General features: G+C 60.5%; 23 protein-coding genes and 1 pseudogene. 4 read left to right on the top strand and 20 right to left on the bottom strand.

Annotated features, from left to right (window positions below):
• Window positions 1-3: 3 nt before the first annotated feature.
• A complete protein-coding gene (locus WJU18_RS17700; RefSeq protein ID WP_423454369.1) occupies window positions 4-477 on the bottom strand; it encodes a nucleoside deaminase in 474 nt (157 codons plus the stop codon).
• Between the two features lie 54 nt (window positions 478-531).
• Window positions 532-1,206 carry an ankyrin repeat domain-containing protein gene (locus WJU18_RS17695; protein ID WP_423454367.1) on the bottom strand — a complete coding sequence of 225 codons (675 nt, stop codon included), beginning with the start codon at window positions 1,204-1,206 and terminating at the stop codon, window positions 532-534.
• A gap of 163 nt (window positions 1,207-1,369) precedes the next feature.
• Between WJU18_RS17695 and WJU18_RS17690 the strand changes: the two genes are divergently transcribed.
• Window positions 1,370-2,221 (top strand): LysR family transcriptional regulator, encoded by an 852-nt coding sequence (locus tag WJU18_RS17690; RefSeq protein ID WP_423454365.1) that lies wholly within the window; start codon window positions 1,370-1,372, stop codon window positions 2,219-2,221.
• Window positions 2,222-2,274: 53 nt separating this feature from the next.
• Here WJU18_RS17690 and merP read toward each other — a convergent pair whose 3' ends face one another.
• From merP to WJU18_RS17675, 3 genes are read right to left on the bottom strand one after another with little or no spacing between them, the layout of a single operon-like run.
• Window positions 2,275-2,559 carry a mercury resistance system periplasmic binding protein MerP gene (gene merP / locus WJU18_RS17685; RefSeq protein ID WP_423454363.1) on the bottom strand — a complete coding sequence of 95 codons (285 nt, stop codon included), beginning with the start codon at window positions 2,557-2,559 and terminating at the stop codon, window positions 2,275-2,277.
• Window positions 2,560-2,577: 18 nt separating this feature from the next.
• Window positions 2,578-2,958, bottom strand: a complete 381-nt coding sequence (locus WJU18_RS17680; protein ID WP_423454362.1) for a mercuric transporter MerT family protein — start codon at window positions 2,956-2,958, stop codon at window positions 2,578-2,580.
• Window positions 2,951-4,060, bottom strand: a complete 1,110-nt coding sequence (locus WJU18_RS17675) for a transglutaminase-like domain-containing protein (protein WP_423454360.1) — start codon at window positions 4,058-4,060, stop codon at window positions 2,951-2,953. Before WJU18_RS17675 ends, WJU18_RS17680 begins: the two co-directional genes overlap by 8 nt.
• 358 nt (window positions 4,061-4,418) lie before the next feature.
• Between WJU18_RS17675 and WJU18_RS17670 the strand changes: the two genes are divergently transcribed.
• The gene (locus WJU18_RS17670; protein WP_423454359.1) at window positions 4,419-4,961 is read left to right on the top strand and encodes a TlpA family protein disulfide reductase; all 543 of its coding nucleotides are present in this window, start codon (window positions 4,419-4,421) and stop codon (window positions 4,959-4,961) included.
• Between the two features lie 17 nt (window positions 4,962-4,978).
• Here WJU18_RS17670 and WJU18_RS17665 read toward each other — a convergent pair whose 3' ends face one another.
• The 6 genes and pseudogenes from WJU18_RS17665 to WJU18_RS17640 form a co-directional block, all read right to left on the bottom strand.
• Window positions 4,979-5,296 carry an NIPSNAP family protein gene (locus WJU18_RS17665; protein WP_423454357.1) on the bottom strand — a complete coding sequence of 106 codons (318 nt, stop codon included), beginning with the start codon at window positions 5,294-5,296 and terminating at the stop codon, window positions 4,979-4,981.
• 25 nt (window positions 5,297-5,321) lie between these two features.
• Entirely contained in the window at window positions 5,322-6,254 is a 933-nt protein-coding gene (locus WJU18_RS17660; protein WP_423454355.1) for a 2-hydroxyacid dehydrogenase, read from the bottom strand.
• A 34-nt stretch (window positions 6,255-6,288) separates the two neighbouring features.
• A pseudogene (locus tag WJU18_RS17655) lies at window positions 6,289-7,034 on the bottom strand (Bug family tripartite tricarboxylate transporter substrate binding protein).
• Entirely contained in the window at window positions 7,031-7,237 is a 207-nt protein-coding gene (locus WJU18_RS17650; protein ID WP_423454353.1) for a hypothetical protein, read from the bottom strand. The pseudogene WJU18_RS17655 and the gene WJU18_RS17650 overlap by 4 nt, the downstream one beginning before the upstream one ends.
• Window positions 7,238-7,298: 61 nt before the next feature.
• Window positions 7,299-8,198: an SMP-30/gluconolactonase/LRE family protein gene (locus WJU18_RS17645; RefSeq protein WP_423454351.1), complete on the bottom strand. Its 900-nt coding sequence runs from the start codon at window positions 8,196-8,198 to the stop codon at window positions 7,299-7,301.
• Between the two features lie 10 nt (window positions 8,199-8,208).
• Window positions 8,209-8,955, bottom strand: coding sequence for an RraA family protein (locus tag WJU18_RS17640; RefSeq protein WP_423454349.1), 747 nt, complete (start codon window positions 8,953-8,955; stop codon window positions 8,209-8,211).
• 142 nt (window positions 8,956-9,097) lie between these two features.
• Here WJU18_RS17640 and WJU18_RS17635 point away from each other — a divergent pair, with 142 nt between their 5' ends.
• Window positions 9,098-9,982: a LysR substrate-binding domain-containing protein gene (locus tag WJU18_RS17635; protein ID WP_423454348.1), complete on the top strand. Its 885-nt coding sequence runs from the start codon at window positions 9,098-9,100 to the stop codon at window positions 9,980-9,982.
• A gap of 181 nt (window positions 9,983-10,163) precedes the next feature.
• On the opposite strand, the gene WJU18_RS17630 is transcribed toward WJU18_RS17635, so the two are convergent.
• The 6 genes from WJU18_RS17630 to WJU18_RS17605 all read right to left on the bottom strand — a co-directional run bounded on the left by WJU18_RS17630 (window position 10,164) and on the right by WJU18_RS17605 (window position 15,162).
• Entirely contained in the window at window positions 10,164-10,388 is a 225-nt protein-coding gene (locus tag WJU18_RS17630) for a helix-turn-helix transcriptional regulator (RefSeq protein ID WP_423454346.1), read from the bottom strand.
• A 299-nt stretch (window positions 10,389-10,687) separates the two neighbouring features.
• Window positions 10,688-11,152 (bottom strand): ASCH domain-containing protein, encoded by a 465-nt coding sequence (locus WJU18_RS17625; protein WP_423454345.1) that lies wholly within the window; start codon window positions 11,150-11,152, stop codon window positions 10,688-10,690.
• Window positions 11,152-12,342 carry a hypothetical protein gene (locus WJU18_RS17620; protein ID WP_423454343.1) on the bottom strand — a complete coding sequence of 397 codons (1,191 nt, stop codon included), beginning with the start codon at window positions 12,340-12,342 and terminating at the stop codon, window positions 11,152-11,154. The genes WJU18_RS17625 and WJU18_RS17620 overlap by 1 nt, the downstream gene beginning before the upstream one ends.
• A gap of 210 nt (window positions 12,343-12,552) precedes the next feature.
• On the bottom strand, window positions 12,553-13,293 hold the full coding sequence (locus WJU18_RS17615) for a hypothetical protein (RefSeq protein ID WP_423454342.1): 741 nt from the start codon (window positions 13,291-13,293) through the stop codon (window positions 12,553-12,555).
• Window positions 13,294-13,378: 85 nt separating this feature from the next.
• Window positions 13,379-14,050 carry a Lar family restriction alleviation protein gene (locus tag WJU18_RS17610; RefSeq protein ID WP_423454340.1) on the bottom strand — a complete coding sequence of 224 codons (672 nt, stop codon included), beginning with the start codon at window positions 14,048-14,050 and terminating at the stop codon, window positions 13,379-13,381.
• The gene (locus tag WJU18_RS17605; RefSeq protein WP_423454339.1) at window positions 14,047-15,162 is read right to left on the bottom strand and encodes a DNA cytosine methyltransferase; all 1,116 of its coding nucleotides are present in this window, start codon (window positions 15,160-15,162) and stop codon (window positions 14,047-14,049) included. The genes WJU18_RS17610 and WJU18_RS17605 overlap by 4 nt, the downstream gene beginning before the upstream one ends.
• Window positions 15,163-15,231: 69 nt before the next feature.
• On the opposite strand from WJU18_RS17605, the gene WJU18_RS17600 reads away from it, so the two are divergent.
• Window positions 15,232-15,867 carry a hypothetical protein gene (locus WJU18_RS17600; protein ID WP_423454338.1) on the top strand — a complete coding sequence of 212 codons (636 nt, stop codon included), beginning with the start codon at window positions 15,232-15,234 and terminating at the stop codon, window positions 15,865-15,867.
• A gap of 11 nt (window positions 15,868-15,878) precedes the next feature.
• Here WJU18_RS17600 and WJU18_RS17595 read toward each other — a convergent pair whose 3' ends face one another.
• The 3 genes from WJU18_RS17595 to WJU18_RS17585 all read right to left on the bottom strand — a co-directional run bounded on the left by WJU18_RS17595 (window position 15,879) and on the right by WJU18_RS17585 (window position 18,456).
• Window positions 15,879-16,709, bottom strand: a complete 831-nt coding sequence (locus WJU18_RS17595) for a DUF2303 family protein (protein WP_423454337.1) — start codon at window positions 16,707-16,709, stop codon at window positions 15,879-15,881.
• Window positions 16,710-16,746: 37 nt separating this feature from the next.
• Window positions 16,747-17,175 (bottom strand): hypothetical protein, encoded by a 429-nt coding sequence (locus tag WJU18_RS17590; RefSeq protein ID WP_423454335.1) that lies wholly within the window; start codon window positions 17,173-17,175, stop codon window positions 16,747-16,749.
• A 66-nt stretch (window positions 17,176-17,241) separates the two neighbouring features.
• Window positions 17,242-18,456: a hypothetical protein gene (locus tag WJU18_RS17585; RefSeq protein WP_423454333.1), complete on the bottom strand. Its 1,215-nt coding sequence runs from the start codon at window positions 18,454-18,456 to the stop codon at window positions 17,242-17,244.
• Window positions 18,457-18,498 lie beyond the last annotated feature (42 nt).

The following is an 18,498-nucleotide window of genomic DNA, read 5'->3' as shown; positions in this document are numbered from 1 at the left end:
CTTTCAAGTGGGCTGGTTCCGCTTTTGCAGCCATTCGGCATACAGATGGGGGCCGCCTTCCGCGGGCACCGGCACATGGCGGATCGTCATGGATTGTTCGGCGAATGGTTTGGCAAGATCCTCATAGATCGCCGCGGTGGACAAGCCGAACGGCGCACCGTCGTCGTTGGAGTAGGCATACATCACTGCGCGTACGCCAGCCAAGCGCATCGCCGCCATGCACATGGGACAGGGGTGTCCGCTCGCATAAACGGTGCAGCCGCTCAGATCAGGCGAGCCCAGCCGGAGGCTGGCCGCGCGGATGGCTGTCAGCTCGGCATGTGCCGTGGGGTCATTGGTCGCCTGGATTTCGTTGACGCCGCTGGCGACTACCGCCCCATCGCGGACCACCAGCGCACCGAAGGGGCGGCCGCCCTTGTCGATATTGGTGCGGGCCAGTTCAATGGCTTCGCGCAGAAAATGGTCTTCATTGGTCATGTTTGATTTCGCTTTTCGTGCATAGGGGAGGCCAACAGAACTTTGAACACGCTTTTACTGCGCGTTGGTAGCCCGGAGAATCGACTCAATTTCTCTGTAGCCATGTTTGCGCGCGTGTTGCAGTGGCGTCACGCCTTCGCCATCCGCCAGATTGACATTGGCGCCGGCTTTTACGAGCAGGCTGACGATCTTCTGATGCCGTTCGCCGCCATTGCCGAGAATGATGGCCTCCAGCAGGGCAGTCCAGCCCAGCCGGTTCACATGATCCACTTCAACGCCGGCATCTATCAGCGTACGCACCGTTTCCACATGACCGCGCTCAGCCGCCGGTATGAGGGCCGTGCCACCATAGCGATTGACGCTCTTGAGATCGGCATCGTGCGAGAGTGTCATCTTGAGAATCTCAAGATGGCCCCGGGCGCCCGCATAGAGGTAGGTGCTGTCGTGGATGTTGTCCTTGGCGTTCACGTCAGCCCCGGCATCGATCAAGACCTTGGCTGCATCGATCTGGTTGGCGTGCGTGGCCGCCAGAAGTGCCGTGGCACCGCTCGCATCGCGCGCATCGACTTTGACGCCCTGGGCCAGCAGTTTCCTGATGCGGGCCGCATCATTGTTTCTCGCGGCCGCGTGCAAGGGAAAGTCATTCATGGCTTCGTTTCCTGACGAGGTAAGGGGAATGGCGGCCAGAGCCCAGGCAGACCCGTAGGCGAGGATCGAACGGCGATGCATTTTTTCTCCAGCATGGGCCAGGGCCCGCATCAGTACAAAGTCCAAATATAGGGATAACGCCTTATATTTGGAAATTAAATATTTTGATAAAAAATATCCATTCTCTGCATGATGACGGAAATACTCCCCCGCTTGGCTGATCTGTTGATTCCAACCTGAGACCATGCTTGATCCACGCCTGCTTCGCGCCTTCGCTGCCATTGCCGATGCGGGAAGCTTCACGCTCGCCGCGGAGCGTTTGAACATGACGCAATCCACCATCAGCCAGCAGCTTGCGAGGCTGGAGGAGGCGGTAGGGCAGGCCTTGATTGACCGTACCGCGCGCCCGATCAAATCCACGGCCGCGGGTGAGAGGCTCCTGGGCTACGCCCGGAGAATCCTGGCGCTACAGCAAGAGGCGGAGTCTGCCCTGGGCGACCCCGCCGGCACGGCATCCATTCGCATTGGCGTGCCTGAGGACATCGTCACTTCCGAGATGGCCAAGGTGTTTCGTGAATTCGCCCTGAGCCACCGCGAAATCCATCTGGACGTCACCGCTGGCTTGAGCCGCGATCTCACGCGCCGCTACCGGTCTGGCGAGTTCGATATCGTCATCGTCAAGGAGTCCATGGCCGCACCTGATTGCCGAGCCAGTTTTCCCGAAGCGATAGCCTGGTTCGAGAGCGCCAATGCGCCAGAGGAATGGCCTAACCCCATTCCCCTGATCGCCTTCCCGCCGGGCGGCTTGTATCGTGAGGCCATGTTCGAGCGCATCGAACGCGAGCAGCTCCGGTGGTACATCGCTTTTTCGGGCAGCAGCCTCCACAACGTCGCGGTCGCGGTCGAAGCCGGGCTCGGCCTTTCCTTGTTGCCCAGAAGCGCGGTGCCCGGATACCGCGTTCGTCCGTATGCGCTTTTTCCCGCAGAGCCCTCGATGGCGGTCTCTATCTACTCGTGGGAGAACGCAGGCCCTGTTTCGGAGCTGGTGGAGCGGATGAAGTCAACGCTGGCAGCCAGGTGCTCGGCGGTGGCGTAGACCGCGCAAAGACGCCGTCAGAGCCGCCGCTCGGTTTTCCCTTGGGTCTTGCCTTAGCGCGAGGTTTCGAATGAAGGGTACCCTGCCTCTTCGGTGGCCTTGGTGAGCGCGGGGACGTTTGTGGTCGCATCGTCGTAGGTCACGATGGCGTTGCGCCGTGTGTAACTCACCACGGCCTTCTTCACGCCCGGCACCCGTTGCAAGGCGATGCGGATCGTGATGGGGCAGGTGTCGCAGTCCATGCTCGGGACCGTGAGTTCAACCTTGCGTGTGGCCGCCTGAGCCGTGAACGAAGCGGCCAGCAGAATGGCGGTGGTAATCCAGTGAGCCGGCTTCATGCGCGAGTCTCCAATCCTTCAATAGAACAAAGGCGCAAGCTGCCGCACGGCGAGCGGTATCAGCGTCAGTACGACCAGGCCCCAAAACCAGCGGCGCGCTGCCAGTGTGCGCTTTCTGCACGACATATCGCAAGCCATGGCTTCTTGTGTGGCGGGCCGCCAGATGAGCCAACCCGCGACAGCCAGCGCCAGCACGGCGAGGGCCGTGAAAGAGTACGAATACGGCGCCATGCGAGTAAGCTGGCCGATCCACACGCCGGAGACGCCGATGATGGCCAGCACGAGTGGTACGACACAGCACGTGGACGCCAGCAGCGCGGCCAAACCCGCCACCGCGAGGGTAAAGCCGCTGAAGCGTTGCGGCTGCGGCTCGCCAGCGGCCAGGTAGGGCTCAGGCATTGATCTCACGGGCGGTGATTTGATACACGAACGAATCGGGGTCGTACGGATCCTTTGCCCCGGCGGCGGTCTCGGCCTGCGGGTACATGAAGAAGCCGAGCTTGGCCTGCTGCGCGCCAGGCAGCTTGATGTCACTGGCTGAGTTGTAGCCCATCCAGTTGCCCTCCCAACTGCCAAAGAGCGCTTTGCGGACTGGTGCCACGATCGGATGCCCGGCGTCCTTGATCCATTCCGGCGTTTCCTGGCGCATGACCTTGGTCACATCCGCCGGGTCCATCGCGACCCAGCCTGCATTCTGCAGGTAGACCTCGGCGCGGCAGTGCTGCGCGCCCTTCAGGCTGGAGGGATTGCCACCGAGTTCGCGGTAACCAAAGGCGCTGGGTACCAGGCGGATGCCGTAAATGTCGCGCGCGGGGATGCCGCTGGCGCGGCACAGCCCGACGAAGAGCGCGTTGATGTCGGCGCACTTGCCGCTGTAGTTGCCCGATTCGAGCATCGCCTTGATGTCGCCCGTGCCACAGCCTTTCACCTTCGGCTCGCGGTAGGTGCTCACCACGACCCAGTCGTAAATGCGCTGGGCTTTCTCTCGATCGTTGCGCGCGCCCAGTGTGATCTGTCTCGCGACCTTCTTCACGATTCCATCGAGCGGAATGAGCTCGCTCGGCTGGAGCCACTGGTGCAAGTCGGCCTTGTCGGCGGGGAGCGGAGCCTTGGCTTGCCAGTCGACGGCGCGGTTCTGTGTGTCGATGACATTGGTCAACACCAGCGTCGGGTCTGCGCCCCCGCCGTCATATTTCGCGACCAGCACCTTGGCGCCAGTGCGGCCGTCGGAGGCCGTGGAAATGTGGGCAGCATTGCCGGACCACGTGTTGTTCTGGGTGCGTTGCCACGGGGTGTCCAACGAAGGGATAGGCAGCCAGATGGTGGAGGCACCTTTTTCACCCTTGAGCTGCACCGTGGTCGTGACCTCGAAGCGCCGCCAGCCGGCAGGTTTGGGTTCAAAACGGCGTGTTTCCTGTGCGTGCAGCAGCGGCAGTTGGCTGGCCAGCGCGGTGGCTGTGACCGATTGGACGAGTTGGCGGCGCGTGAGCTTGAGATTCATTTTGGATGCTTTGCTTGGCATAGGCCCCAAAAGAGAGGGGCGGTTCGCACGGGAGCGCTGAGAAGGTCTGTGCAACGTGCCGCACCTTCGCCTTCATAGGGGCGGATGCCAATCGGTCGTTGACCTGCCGTGGCAGACAGGCAGGTATTATCTCAGGAAGGCCCTGCGCCAGTTGGCAGCGCTAAGAACGTGTTTACGATCTCCTCGCGGGTCCGTTGCGCCCGAAAAACCGCGTCTGCGGCGTTGAAAAGCCTCGCGATACCACGAGGTATCCCTGCGTTTTTCGCCTTGCACCCACGGCTTTTCGAACACAACAGCCCTCGCGACGAGATCGTAAACACGTTCTAAGGAGTCCCTGATGAATCGTCGTGATTGGATCGCCGGTACGGCAGGCGCCATGGTGGCGCTCGGTGCCACGGCACAGTCTGTCCGCAAGCCTTGGCCCGGCCGCAAGGCGACGCCAGCATTGCAACTAAACGGTATCGACGGCACGCCGTGGCGCTTGGCCGACGAGCGCGGCCATCTGCTGCTGCTGAATTTCTGGGCCTCCTGGTGCGAGCCATGCCGCGCCGAAATGCCCTCGCTCGAGAAGCTCGCGGCTTCGCAGGCGGGATCAGGTCTGCGCGTCGTGGCGGTGAATTTCAAGGAGGGCGAGCCGGCCATCCGCCGCTTTCTCTCGAAGACGTCGTTGCAATTGCCCGTCGTGCGCGATGCGGATGGCGCGGCGGCCCGCGCTTTCGGCATCAACATCTTTCCAAGCACCGTGGTAATCGACCGGCGAGGCCATGCGTCGTTCATTCTGGTCGGGGAGTTCGACTGGGCGGGCGAGGAGGCCGCCGCGATGCTCCGGCCATTGCTCCGCGCAGAGGCAGCTCCGGCCCACGCTACTATCGCTGTCTGACGCTTGTCAGACAGCTGTCAGACGATTGTTTGGCTGAATCGGGTTGGCTTCATGATGCACACCTCCTGGTGGGTGAACGTTCCGCGGTTGAGCCGCTTGAAGTCTTGCCATTCTGGATCCGCTTCCAGGCGCGAGCGGCGCTGCTCTCTGTCGGAAAAACTGTCGAATTCCCAGACATGGCGCACCTGGTTCAGAGTGCCTATTTCACTGACATAGCAACCCAACTGGCGGCCTAAATGCCTTTGCAGCAGGGGAAGTCCGCGCGCTTCGTATCGCTGGAGGTAGTCGTCCATCTGGCCATGAGCGACCGTGTAGGTTCGAAATTCGATGATCATGCCGATGCTCCGTGTAGGGGTGGTTTCATGGCACAGGTGTCAGCAAGCGCCCCGACTGGAAGTAGCTTTCGAGGTTATCGATGACCAGTTCTTCCATCGCCTGGCGGGTCTCATGCGTGCTGGCGGCCATGTGCGGCAAGGTCACGACGTGCTGGTGCTCAAGCAAAAATGCAGAAATCCCAGGCTCGGATGCGTATACATCCAATCCGGCGCCACCTAGTGTTCCGTGGCTCAAGGCCTGCGCGAGGGCCGTCTCATCCACAACTGAGCCGCGCGCGATGTTGATCAGAAACCCGCCCGGCCCCAGCGCATCGAGCACGGTCCGGTTGACCAGATGATGTGTTTCGGGACCCCCTTGGCAGGAGAGGAGCAGAAAGTCCGACCATTGTGCCAGTGCAACGAGATCCGGCTCATATCCCGGAATACCGGCTTTGGGCGCATTTCCGTGGTAACGCATGGGCATTCCGAAGCCGGCTGATCGCCGCCAGATCGCGTGGCCTATGCGGCCTAGGCCAACGATGCCGAGACGCTTGCCATGGACCCGGGTTCCCAGTCCGAATGCACGCTGATGCCACTGGCCTGATCGGACGAAGGCGTGCGCTTGAGGAATCTGCCGCGCCGTGGCGAGAATGAGTCCCCAGGCCAGATCCGCAACGCACTCTGTCAGTACGTCGGGGGTGTTGCTGACATGGACGGAAAAGCGTTGTGCCGCAGACAGATCAAGCCGCTCCGTCCCCACGCCGAAGCAAGCGATGACCCGCCCCGACATGGCCTTCATCACGGCTTCATCACAGGCGTGCCGCGACATGGTGACCGCGCCGTCAAAGGGAGTGGCCGCAGCCAGGAAGGACTCGCGATCACCCTCGAGCCATAGCGGATGCAGGTGATAGCGCTCCTCCAACCGCGACTGCAATCCTTCTGGCAATGGTCCGATCTGGAGCAAGCGCTGCCTTGGCATGTAATAAGTCCTGAAAGTGATGATGAAGTTGATGTCAGTTGGACTGTATGCCGGCGCTGCGCAGCCAAGGAATCCAGCGATTGAAATCGGCATCCAGCTTCGACTTGAAGGCCTGGCTGTCCCGAGGGCCGCTGAAACCGGCCTCCGCCAGCCGGGCCGCGACTTTGGGTTGCCGGACTACTTGGGACAGGGCGTCCTCGAACCGTTTCCTGAGCTCCGGCGCCATGCCTGCTGGCACCAGAACGCCATACCAGTTGCTCATCTGAAGTGCCGGCAAACCAGCCTCCGCGGCAGTAGGAACGTCCGGAAGCTGGGGGAGCGCTTGGTGTCGTAGATCACAAGCGCCTTCAGCCGGCCTTCATTGACGTAAGGGCGCAAGACGGGAACATCTGCATTCACCAGATCGACCGTTCCCGCCATCAGATCGGTCAGCGCCGGGGCTGCGCCGCGGTAGGGCACATGGACCATGCTGACCTGCGCTGCCTTGGCAAACAGCTCCGCGCCGATGTGCATGGTCCCACCGACACCGGTCGATCCGTAGTTCAGCTTTTTCTCGCCCTTGGCTTTTTCGACGAGCTCCGAAAGGGTATTCACCCCTAACGTAGGACGCACGGCTAATACGGTCTGGACTTCGCCAAGAAGGTACACGGGTTCGAGGTCTTTTCGCGGGTTGTAGGGCAGGTTCGGCGTGGTCCCCGCCGTGATCACGAGGCTGGAGGTCGTCAGCAGCAGCGTGGAGCCATCGGCCGGAGATTTGGCGGCTGCGGCGACGCCGATCACTCCCCGGCACCGCCCCTGTTGTCGACGACAACCGGTTTTCCCAGAATCGTTCCGAGAGGCGTAGAGACAATCCGCGCGATCTGGTCAGCCGGCCCGCCTGCTGCGAACGGCACAATGATCTTGACCGTGTCTCCTGATTGCGCGTATGACGTTCCCGCCACGAGCGCGGCCAAGGCTGCCGCTATGTTTCTGAGCAGTTTCATGTCTGTCTCCAAAGTTGATGTCACTTGCGGGGCGGGCGTACGTCTTTATGCGTCTTTGAACCTACCCTCGGTACCTGGCCTCGGGCATGCCCTGCACGCCAGGGTTCAGGGCCAGCAAGGCCCCTGCCAAATGTTCTCTGGCGTGAACTTCTGGAGGGAGCCGCTGGGAATGGGTCGTGATGAACAAGGTATCCAGCCGGGCTCCGCCGAACGCAGGGCAGGTCGGATTGGTCACAGGCAATTGGATGACGCGGTCAATCTGGCCGCCAGGTGTAAGCCGTATCAGTTCACCGCTGCCGACCATGCACGTCCAGACGCAGCCGTCGGCATCTACCGTGGCACCGTCCGGACGCCCGATCTGATGCGTCCAGTCCTTGAAGACGCGGCGGTTGCTGAGCGATCCGTCGCCGATGTCGTAGTCGAACGCCCACGTCATTTGGTTATGCGTGTCCGAAAAATACATGGTGCGATCGTCGGGACTCCAGCACAGCGAGTTGGGTAGCACGAAATCGCCAAATACGGCTTCGTACTGATGATCGGCGCCGAGGCGATACAGCGTCCCGGCCGGTATGCGCTGGGTGTCGTGCATGCTGCCCACCCAGAAGCGTCCTCGCCGGTCGCAGCGGCCATCGTTCAGGCGCATCCCCGCATGGCCCTCTTCGGGGTGAGCGATGAAGCTTGGAGGCTTTCCGGTCTGCGGGTCGTACAGGCACAGCCCGTTGACTGTGGCCAACAGGAAGCCGCCGGACTCCCGCAAGGCAAAGGAGCCCGTCAGCAGGTCCGGGTGCAGGCGAATGGCTGTGTGCTGATGGCTGACAGGGTCGTAGCTTTGCAGCGCAGGGCGGCGCACGTCGACCCACCACAGCCGAGCGGAGCGCTCGCACCAGCGTGGCGTTTCTCCCAGGATATCGGCACTTTGAATAACGCAGTGAACGTCGGGATTAGATGAAGAGGTGTTCATGTCGCTCATGTCATTTGTACTTTGTGGAGGCCAGCTCGGCCGGAGAAATGCCGTTCCGGATATCCGCCTGCTGGCGGGTGTCGCCGGAGGCGATGCGTTCCGCGGCGGTGATCACGGCCAGCGCGTGCGCGTGGGGAATGAAGGCGATCCCGGCCTCATCCGCCACGACCAGATCTCCTGCATGGACCGCTACGCCGGCGATGCGGACAGAGCCGTTGATCTCAACGGTCTGCAGGCGCCATTTGCCAGTGATGGGGGTTGGGCCTCTGGACCAGATCGGAAAGCCCAATTGCCGCGAAACTTCCGGATCCCGGAAGCCGCCATCGATGATGGCGCCCGCACATTCCGATCGCGATGCCACCATGGCTGACTGTCCTCCAAGGTTGGATACACCATCAAGCCCTTCGATGACGACCACATCGCCCGGATCGGCCTGGTTGTAGGCTTCATGCTCTCCCATGAGTCCTCTTCCGCAGGCCACGCTGGCGGCAACGCCCTCGGTACGCTCGGTATTGCGAACGGTGACGGCTTGGCCGGCGATGCGTGCCCCGGGCAACTGGCAGGCCATGCAGGACGCAGGAACCACGCCGCGCAATCCCAATTCATCCATCGCATCGCTGATATTCGCTGTCAGATCCGGTAGTGCCCTGGCCCGGTCCAGCAGAGCCGGATCGAGGCGCGGAAGTGTCGTGCACCGTATGGCGCTTGCAGGTACTCGGCCTGTCAGGGGCCTTGGCCTTGATGCTTGGTGAGGCATTGGAAGATCTCTTGTGCAGAGCCTGCTTTCCGGGTGGTGATGGCGCCCAATCAGCGGGGTCTCCTTGTCATGCGGCTGATTATTTCGAGCCGCATGATTTAAGTGAATGGCATAGCACCTATATCAGCTATGCTTTGTAGACATGGAATTGCGCCATCTTGAATATTTCGTGCAGATCGTCGACACAGGCAGCTTCAGTGCAGCTGCCGCGAACCTGGATCTTGCTCAGCCCACCTTGAGCCGGCAGATTGCCGCCTTGGAAGAAGAACTTCAGCAGCGCCTGCTGACACGCACGGGCAGGGGAGTCAAGCCGACAGAGGCGGGCCTTGCGCTGGCCGTGCACGCGAGGGCAATGCTGGACATTGCACAACGAGCCAAGGAGGAGTTGCGTGACTTGCAGCAAAGCCCCATCGGACGGATTTCGATCGGGCTTCCTCCTCGCATCTCCATGGCGCACAGCGATGTATTGATCAATCGCTTTCGAGAGCGCTTGCCGCGTGCGGTCATATCGATCACCGAAGGCCTGAGCGTGCACTTGCGGGAGTGGCTGCTCGCTGGAAGACTGGATGTCGCGCTGCTGTTCGATCCGCCGAATACGCCTGCACTCAACTTTGAAGTCCTGCTTCACGAAGAACTCCAACTGGTTGGTCCGTTACGCGGCGCATCGTTGCCTGCCCGCGTGGGACTCGTTGCGCTGGCCCAGTATCCGCTCCTGCTGCCCAGTGCTCCCAGCTCCTTGAGAAGCGTGATCGATGCCGCATTCAAGCCTCGCGGTATTGAGCCTCAGATCGTCGCAGAGGTGGGCACTGTCAGCACGGTGATGAAGCTGGTCTCGCAAGGGATGGGCTACACCATACTGCCTGAAACCGTGGTGAGTAATCTGGGGACCGCCCACAAGCTCAGCCGTACGCGGATTGGTCCACCTTCATTGCGGAACACCCTCAAGCTGGCTGTTCCGAAGTCCGGTCCTACGTCACGGCTTGTGCGGGAGACGTTGATTCTTTTGAAGGAGATGGATTTCAGCTGATGCAGCCAGCCAGGGGCCAAAGAAAAGCCCCTGAGCAAATCAATGCTCAGGGGCCTGTCTGGCGGAGAAGGAGTCCGCCATATCTATATATAAATCAACAGGTTATATTTATGATTGGCGATTAATGGGCCATAGAATGGGCCAATAGAATTCGGCTTTGCTTGGCTTTTATTGGCCTTCTTCAATCTGAATCGTCGTCTTCAAATTTAACTTCGGTGTTGACCTGGGGGCGGCTCCTCAGCCACGCCTGAAGCTCGTCAACCGGCCAACCGACGGCCCGGCCGCCAATCAACCTTGGCTTGGGAAAATCGCCTCCGCGCCGAAGCCCATCTATGGTGGATTTGCTCAGGCCGATGGCCGCAGGGAGATCCTTCTTCCGGATCGAGAGTACCGGTATTGCGCTCATAGGAGCCTCCAAAAGGAAAACCCCGCTCAATGGCGGGGCTCAGGGTTTCGTTTCTCTTCTTCGCGCTGCTTTCGGGCGCGTCGGATATCGCGTTTGCGGCTCATGCTGTTCCTTCCTTGGCCTCAGGTTTCCCCTCGCCACAATGCGGACACCACCAGGTGCCCAGGCCGGGTACATCCGGATCGGGGGTGAATCCGGGAGCTTCTTGAGGCGCCATTACGGTGCGCCCACCGTAATGAATATGAGGGCCGAGTCCGTATGTTGGGAAGCACGGAACGCCGTCTGGGTCGGTGCATTGCTCACAGGGCATCTGGGCCTCCTTCCTTGGCCTGGGCACGGGCCACTTCGAGTGCCGCATCCGTCACCTCAAAAAATCCGAGCTGTCCTTTCCAGGGCACGAAATCCATAGGCTGGGGATCACGCAAAGCGAAGCCGTACCGTCCCATGAACCACGGCGAAGCGCTGCTCTGGGCGCAATCCACGATCTCGACAGTGCCTACGAAGCCGCCGCGAGGGAGGTCTTCGAAAGCAAAGCCGAGGTCTCGCAATGTGCGGGTTCGCGTCGCTCCGACGTTGCGCGGATCGGTACGGATGGCACTTACTGCGAAGACGATGGCATCTTCATGTTCATCTCGGGTCATGCCTTTGGCGGCATGCACAAGAATGCGGCCGCGCACAGGAGTTGACCAATCTCGGTTCTCGATGTCCTTCCCGGCCTTGATGATCAGGCTCGCCCATGGCTGGCGAATGCTGAGGGCAAGCATCACTTCCCCTCCTGCTGGGCGCGGGCTCCTGCGCGGTCCAAGCGCTCCAGTTCGGCCAGGATCAAGGCGCCAGACTTGACTAGATTGCGACGGCGGTCCCGCGGCTTCCACCAATTCCTATCCCACGGCCAAATGGCGGGCGGCGCATCGCCTGCGTCTGCACAGACATAACTTGCTGCCGCCAGTGCGAGCTCGTCAGGCAGGTGCTCTTCATCATCATGATCAGGCGTCCAACCTTCAACGTTGATCTGTCGCAGACGTTCGGCCAGCACATCCTTTGCGGCTTTGGTCAGCGCGTCCTGATAGGGCGCTGCCACTCGGCGGACAAGCTCGTGCACCTCGAATCCCAGCGCCTTGGCTTCCTCGGCTCGGCCTGGGAACGGCGTGAGTTCAACTGATGCCGGCGACGCCCTGAAGCGAATTTCCCATGCTGCCGCTGGCGCTGCCTCCTGGGGCTGGGTGGCGAGAGCGGCGCGACCTTGGATTACAGTGTTGTGGTTCTCGCCGAAGTGGAGCGCATTGTGTTCCGTTAGTACCCATAGGGCATGGAGCACAGTGTCCCACTGATGTGCGGCAGGCTGGGGCGCTGTCTGGGTGGGTGCGGCTCCCCAACGGGCTAGCACGGCAAGAGCAAAGTTCTTGTAGTACATCCCCATACCACCGGGCATCTTTTCACATGCACGGGAAAGCTTTAGCAACTCATCTTCGCTCGGACCCGCCACAGCAGGCGTCTGAGTGGTGGGTGTGGCGTAAACCGGCTGATACGTTGCTGTATAGCCTGATGGCTTTTCCGGCCCCAATATACAGAGAGGGTCTAAGACAGCTTTGCCGCGAGCATGTACCCCACGCTCGTTACGCAACCATGCAATCGGCCCCGCTACAGCGGCAGGCGCTGCCTGTACTACCGTTGGCGGGGCGGTATTGCATTCTGGACAGGGTTGTCCGTCATATCCACCGTCTCCGGGGAGCAGGCCTCCGATCATGCCGTGACCATTGCAAGTCAGGCACTTGGGCTCCCCAGCACGCATGGCGCAAGTGGCGTCCATGTCCAGAATGGCGCGAGCCAGAAGGAAAGCGCCTTTTCGAGTCGGGATGCCGACCTCGCCGGCTCCATCGCTGATGTTGCGCGCAAGGTTCACGGCTTCTGCCCAGGACTCGGGCAGATCAGGGTGTGGTTTGTTGTCAGTCATTGGGGCTCCTTGGACTTCTTTCTTTCCCAGGCGGCGATTTCCCCGGCCGTCATGAATGAATAGCTGTCGCAGCCACATCTGGGGCAAGTGCTTTGCGTGCAACGCACTCCGGCAATCTCGCCTGGCACCTTTTTGAGGTCGGTTTCCAGGCCGCGCCAGGAGCAGCGGGTTCTCCCGCATCGAATAGGTGCGGTTCCAAACTCAGGCAGGCTACTCATCTGGCTGCTCCTTGTGTGCTGGCTGGATGCCGTGGGCGGCAGCCTCAATAGCTCGGGCAAACTTATGCAGCTTCTTATAGGTCGCCACCGGGTCAACGTGCCGTTGGATGGCTTCGTCGATAGCCTCATCGGTCAGCGGCACTCGCTCAGGCTGCTGCAAAGCTGACGTGGCACGCTTCAGGTTCGCTTCCAGTTCGGCGATGCGGGCCTGAAGGTCAGGCTGCTGCACTGGCTCTGCCTTGGGCGCATCCTTCACCGTCACGCCCATTCGACCTCTGGGCGCGCAATCGTGCTCGGCCTCCCACTGCTCGCCGAGTATTTGTTGAGCCCGGCCAAATCCGATTGCACGTCCAATGCTAAGGAGAGTTTCCGCCACGTTGGCGCCCCAACGCAGTGCATCCAATGGATCGACTGGTGGCGGCTCTACCTTGTCTGCCTTGGGAGCGGCTGCTATCCCGGCTCTGACAGCGGCATGAGCTTTGTTCAAGACGAGACGGCTGCCGCAGTCGAGCCATGCATCGGCGGCGGCTTTGGCCTGCGCATGGGTAGGCTCCACAGGAACAATCGCCCATCCTGCTGGCGGCTGTACTGCGGTGGATATGGCTGCATCAACTCGGGCGCGCAACACATCCAGGATGTGAGCAATAGATGCTCGGTCGGGGCAGTGCATCAGCGCGGCCTGCGCAGAGTCAAATGCCTCAGCCAGCGGGGCGGCATTGGTATTGGTGTTCATGGTTGCACTCCGATCTGTAGCTCTTCCGGAAAGGCCACGCCTGAACGGCTCTCCATTTGTTCAATGGTTAGGTCGCCTAGATGGATCATGATTGGGGTTCCTCGTCAGATTTACTCACGCAGAAATCACACGGTGCGCAGATATGGCAAGAGCAGCCCGAATCGAAATCGGTGTGATAGGCGCCAGCCGGATCCACGTAGCGGTCATATGCCTTCTGCTCAGGCGTGAGACGGCGGAACGCTCTGGCCCGCGCCTCTCGGGCGCACAGTCCGCAGTCGTACAGTTGACCGCAGCCGAGTTCACCGTGCTTGCACTTGGTTAGATCAGCCATTGGTGCTCTCTCCCTTGGTTGATGGAGGAGGGGGAGGTCAACTCGCTTCCACGCGCGCAGGCCGCTCATCACGCAGATTTCTGACTCTGCGCTGTCGTGAAAGCAATAGCCGTCCTCGGTGAAGCGATTGAAGCAAGCGACATAGCCAGCCTCGTTCTCTCCTATGAACATGATTTCGCCGTCGCAAGGTGGCAGCCGTTCATCCACACTAATCCAGCCAGACTGCGGAGCGCGACGGTTCCACCACGCTACCGCCTTGCTTTCATCATCGGCGCACAATTGACAACCGCAAGCTTTACAGCCGACGTGAACAGGGCCAACCCATTGCCCACCACTGCCGCGCTCGTCAGGCTCAATGAATATTTCCGCGCCTGCGCAAAAAGGGCAGGGCTTCAGGGCAGAGTCTTGGGGTGTGGGGGTGGTCAATTTGTCGCTCCAGAAATAGAAACGGCCCTCTGAGGGGCCGGTGTTTGTGCAGGCATGCACTCCATCACTGCTTCGATGAAGGCGATGGCCGCTTCCGCGTTGATCGCGTTGCCGTACCCTTTGAGTCGGCCTGCGCGGTGACCGAACCCTTCCGGGCCTGCGGGGGAGTGCCAATCGGCGCCGCTTCGTCCCAGACGACCGGCAGGCCCATCAACCAGCGGGAATGTGCCGGGTTCAACTGGCCGCCACTTTCCATCCCTGCACAGGAGCCAGTCAGCAGCACGCCAGAGGCCGTTAATCGGGCCGGGCAGTTCGAGGCGAGTGAAACCATCGCCGCCAGGTCCGGGCCGTGCGACCGCATCGCTTCCTTGATCGCGCCCTCCTGCGAGCGAACGCCCTTCGTCGCAAGCGATGCCGTGGGAGTCGGCCAGCCCGCCAGGTTCGCTGCATGGTTCAGCGTGATGTTCGGGGTAGTTGCCTCGATCGAGGGATGGCGCAAGGCATCCGTGCTGGTGGTGGTGGGCCAACCGGCCAGCCACGCGACGCGCCCCAGCAGCCCGTTGGGATCCACGTTCTCGCAGTTGCTGCCGTCGCGCCAGTCGCGCGTCGTGGGCGTGGGCCACCCAGTACGTCCGGTCTCGGATGTGCGGAGCACCGACGCCCGCAGACGGGAACGGGACCGCCCCGAAGGCGTAATCCAGGGCTTCCATGTCATCTTGTACAAGGTCGATCCAAGGATCCGCGTCTTTGCTCGCAACCTGCTCTCCAAGGATGACTGGAGGGCGGCACTCTTGGATGAGCCAGTGGAAGTGCGGCCATAGGTGCCGCTCGTCATCAAACCCAACTCCTTCGCCTGCCTGGCTGAAAGGTTGGCAAGGACAGGAACCGGTCCAAACAGGTCTATCGTCGGGCCAGCCTGCGCGCCGAAGGGCGTAACTCCACACTCCGATGCCAGCGAAGAAGTGACACTGTGTGTAGCCTCGCAAGTCGTTTGGGTGAACATCCTCAATGCTCCTTTCGTCCACGTCACCAGGGGCTATATGTCCCGCGGCGATAAGGTTGCGCAGCCACTGAGCCGCATATGGATCGAACTCGTTGTAGTAGGCGGCCATGGCAAACAAAAAGCCCGCGCGAGAGGCGGGCCGGGTGAGATACGATTTGCTTCAGAACGAGGAGGGGCAATGGATCAGATTCAGTTGATTGATCGAATAGCGGCTGCTGTCAAGGCGGCCCTTTCTTCACCGGAGTACTGCTTCCTTGGAGATCGCGACTCTTGGTGGACGATCTGCATGACCAGAAGCGAGTGGGCTAGCTGGGCGCAAGTCATTGGCACAGTACTTGCAATAGTGGCTTCAGCCGCTGCAGTTCGGTGGCAGCAAGCTCTTGAGCAGGGGCGGCGGGAGAAATCCGCCGCCGCAAGAGCCCTGGCGTTCGCTGAGAGAGCTGAGCAGTTCGGCAGGCTCTTACTCTCGTTTGAAGGGATGGACGCTGGCATCTTGCGCTTGAGACAGAGGGTAATCAACGAACTGATACCCGAGGCGAGTTCGATTCAATTCGAGTATCTAAGCCCGAAATGGGCGTATGCCGTTCACAAAATCCGACTCGCTTCGGTTGAGTTGTCTCAGGTTATGCAGGAGCGTGAGACTGTGTTCACATTGCCCGAGCATCGGGGGAATATTGATGTCTACATCCGGTTCACCAGAGGAGATTTCAAAACTTATGCGAATCTGGTGACTACACAATTCGAGATCATGCGGTCCACTCCGAGTAGTCCTCGAGCCAAGGTTGACTCCGATAGCCCGCAGAAGGCGGGCTAGTGGAGTAGTCGTTACATCTTGCAGACCATATTATTGTTGGGCGTTCCGTTCAGAATCGAAAGCCCAGTCTGGACAGCGATTGCCTCCCTGAGCTCCTTCACAGCCTCCTCTATAACTTTGTGCGGTCGGATGAGCTCAAGCCACATGGTCAGGCTACCGCCGTCGGCGATGCGGTAACGGAGGCGGACATTCAATCGCCACTTCTCGCCGTTCTCGAACACGGGAATACCAATGGCGAACTCCTCGGGCACCATGAGTTGCCCTTTTTGAGCGCTACCCTGAACGTCCTCCTCGTAGGTAAATTGGTGCGAGCCGTCGGAGAGGCGGATGGCGCTGGCGAAGTTCACCTTCTTCTTAGCTTCCAGTGTCCGACAGATTTCGAGCAGCGTTGCGCCATCCGGCTCGACCACGTCCACCAGATTGTTCTCGATGAACTGGGCGATTTCCACCTGGCTCATTTTTTTCCCGTCGATCGCGGTCCAAGCTTTCCATTCCGGGGAAATGGGAGCGTTGTATTGGGCCCGGTGATCTCCCCAGCCGCCGCCAGCCGCGTGATGATTGAATACGGCGGTAAAGGTTGGCGGATTGATCGTGCTGAAGAGGCGGGTGCTTTCGCTCATCTGATCGATGACCACGGACACAAACGAGGCAGCGTCGTTCAACACAGTCGTCCCTATCTTTCGGGGAGGAGAGATAAGTGTGCGCTCCAGCGTGTGGACACTGAAGCCCTCAGGGAGGATCAAGGCCGGAATGCCGAGATTTCCGACGAAGCGGGTTTCCTGGTGAGATGCGGCTAAGGCGTCCTTGCCAATGCATTCGAGTTGCGATTCATTTAGGTCCATGGGTATGTTCTCCTGGTTGGACGGTTAAGAGGGAGGATTAGTGAATGGCGCTGCGCAGAGTCTTGTCAGTTCCTTTCTCATCCGTCTTTGGCGCCGTGCGGAGCGTGTGCTGTTCCTCTGCTTCCTGGGCGGGGGTTTTAAGGCCATCGAGGGTTTGCTGACGCGGGTTCTCGCGCTGCAGGTTGTTGTCCGGCGTGGCGAACATGAGGGTTTTGCTGCGCACCGGCTGCGGCAGCTTGACCTTCACGTCGGAATCAAGCTCCACCTGGCCGGCCTTGCCACCGATCGGCTTGAGTTTGATCTTGATGGTGAGTTCTCCGGTTTTGCCGGTCTCGGTGCAAGCGTGCACCATGTCATTCAGCGCGTCGGTGGCTTCCGCCTCCAAATTGCCGAATTCCAGTAACTTGAAGAATTCGGTGAAGGGTTTGCGGTCGACCTTCTTGGTTGGGTTTTTCAGGGCATTCACAGGAGGTTCCATAAAAATGGCCCGCGAGGGGGCGGGCCTGTTGAAGGATGAGGGTCAGGGGGATTGCTACTTGGTGGGTGTCTCCTCTTGTTGGGCGATCGGCAGTGGCAGCGCTTCGAGATGCTTCACCATGGCCGCACGAATCGCCGGCAGGTCGCACATGCGGTAGAGCTTGGAAGCTTTCTCGGTTGCAACGTGGGTGAATCCGAGTTGCCCTAGGCCGACGGCATCAATGTCCAGGGGCGCAATCCACTTCTTGATACCGCCCAGGTTGATTCGGGCACCGTCATCGATCGGCGCGGCCGCTGGGGTGGTTGTTGCAGCCACCGGCGCAATTTCCAGTTCTTGCACAATTCGCTGCGGGCTATCGGCGGCCGAATCTCGCGCATCGGATGCTTGCGTCGTTGGATTTAGGCGCCCGACTCGCACAACCGGGTTGGAGGTGTATACCGGACTCGAGATGTAGCGCGCCACGCGAGCCTGGCCTTGCTCCTGGTTCTGGAGATCACGGTTCCATTTTTCAGTCTGCAATGCTGCAGAAGAGGACTCTTTCGGTTGCGATGTGCTGATGTCTGATTCCGGCATGGCCTGATCTTGAGCGCCGGGCGCTACCTCAGGATGAGGTGCTGCATCTGCCGTGGGGGACTGCGCCGCCAGCAGTGCTTTCGCTTCAGCAAGCTCCCTTTGCAGGCGCTCGTTGTCCAGCCGCTGCTTTTCGTTGGCAACCATGTTCCTGAGCGCGGTCAAGGTGGCCTGCTTTTCGGCTGCCGCTGCTGCCTGGAATTCCTCCCACTCGGCGCCTATCTCCAGAGCGGCAATGGTTTCAATCGCGCGCTCCACCAGGTCAATCGGTTGTCCCTGGGCGCGCTCCACATAGGATTTGAGCTTTTCCAAGTTCTCGCGGTGCTTGTTGGTGCGCTCGGCTTCCTTGCGCTCACGTTCGGCCTTGTCCTCGGCTTTACGCTGCTCCTCGACCTTGATCTGGGCGTCAACTGCATCTTCATGGGGTTTAATGAGCCCCACAATCCGCTCCACCTCGCCGTCCATCACGCGCTTGAGTTCGTTCACTTCGGTTTTCACGCGAGCGGCCGTCTTGGTGATCATCAGGCGGCCGTTGTCCCGTAGGTCTGCCCGGGCCGCGATGGCTTCCTTCATCCCTTTGGGTGTGGTCACGGCGTAGGCCACGTTTCGGTACTTGTTGACGATGGCCAGCACTTCGATTTCGGCCTCAATGAATTGCGCGAGCACGGTTTCTTTGATGCTCAGGCGCTTGGCGGTCACGTCACTCGCGGGGTTCGGCACTGCGACGGCCGTTGTTTCCAT

This window comes from Ottowia sp. VDI28, from assembly GCF_049532675.1.
GTDB lineage: Bacteria > Pseudomonadota > Gammaproteobacteria > Burkholderiales > Burkholderiaceae_C > Ottowia.
Note: the sequence above shows the minus strand (reverse complement) of the source record. Positions and strands in the feature narration are given on the sequence as shown.

Bases quoted from the DNA above. Each gene is read 5' to 3' on its own strand.
- WJU18_RS17615 (WP_423454342.1), bottom strand. From the start codon at position 13,293: ATGAACACCAATACCAATGCCGCCCCGCTGGCTGAGGCATTTGACTCT.
- WJU18_RS17700 (WP_423454369.1), bottom strand. From the start codon at position 477: ATGACCAATGAAGACCATTTTCTGCGCGAAGCCATTGAACTGGCCCGC.
- WJU18_RS17605 (WP_423454339.1), bottom strand. From the start codon at position 15,162: ATGGCCGCCTACTACAACGAGTTCGATCCATATGCGGCTCAGTGGCTG.
- WJU18_RS17595 (WP_423454337.1), bottom strand. From the start codon at position 16,709: ATGGACCTAAATGAATCGCAACTCGAATGCATTGGCAAGGACGCCTTA.
- WJU18_RS17645 (WP_423454351.1), bottom strand. From the start codon at position 8,198: ATGAACACCTCTTCATCTAATCCCGACGTTCACTGCGTTATTCAAAGT.
- WJU18_RS17695 (WP_423454367.1), bottom strand. From the start codon at position 1,206: ATGCATCGCCGTTCGATCCTCGCCTACGGGTCTGCCTGGGCTCTGGCC.
- WJU18_RS17665 (WP_423454357.1), bottom strand. From the start codon at position 5,296: ATGATCATCGAATTTCGAACCTACACGGTCGCTCATGGCCAGATGGAC.
- merP (WP_423454363.1), bottom strand. From the start codon at position 2,559: ATGAAGCCGGCTCACTGGATTACCACCGCCATTCTGCTGGCCGCTTCG.
- WJU18_RS17625 (WP_423454345.1), bottom strand. From the start codon at position 11,152: ATGCTTGCCCTCAGCATTCGCCAGCCATGGGCGAGCCTGATCATCAAG.
- WJU18_RS17670 (WP_423454359.1), top strand. From the start codon at position 4,419: ATGAATCGTCGTGATTGGATCGCCGGTACGGCAGGCGCCATGGTGGCG.
- WJU18_RS17675 (WP_423454360.1), bottom strand. From the start codon at position 4,060: ATGAATCTCAAGCTCACGCGCCGCCAACTCGTCCAATCGGTCACAGCC.
- WJU18_RS17630 (WP_423454346.1), bottom strand. From the start codon at position 10,388: ATGAGCGCAATACCGGTACTCTCGATCCGGAAGAAGGATCTCCCTGCG.
- WJU18_RS17680 (WP_423454362.1), bottom strand. From the start codon at position 2,958: ATGCCTGAGCCCTACCTGGCCGCTGGCGAGCCGCAGCCGCAACGCTTC.
- WJU18_RS17635 (WP_423454348.1), top strand. From the start codon at position 9,098: ATGGAATTGCGCCATCTTGAATATTTCGTGCAGATCGTCGACACAGGC.
- WJU18_RS17600 (WP_423454338.1), top strand. From the start codon at position 15,232: ATGGATCAGATTCAGTTGATTGATCGAATAGCGGCTGCTGTCAAGGCG.
- WJU18_RS17650 (WP_423454353.1), bottom strand. From the start codon at position 7,237: ATGAAACTGCTCAGAAACATAGCGGCAGCCTTGGCCGCGCTCGTGGCG.
- WJU18_RS17690 (WP_423454365.1), top strand. From the start codon at position 1,370: ATGCTTGATCCACGCCTGCTTCGCGCCTTCGCTGCCATTGCCGATGCG.
- WJU18_RS17620 (WP_423454343.1), bottom strand. From the start codon at position 12,342: ATGACTGACAACAAACCACACCCTGATCTGCCCGAGTCCTGGGCAGAA.
- WJU18_RS17660 (WP_423454355.1), bottom strand. From the start codon at position 6,254: ATGCCAAGGCAGCGCTTGCTCCAGATCGGACCATTGCCAGAAGGATTG.
- WJU18_RS17640 (WP_423454349.1), bottom strand. From the start codon at position 8,955: ATGCCTCACCAAGCATCAAGGCCAAGGCCCCTGACAGGCCGAGTACCT.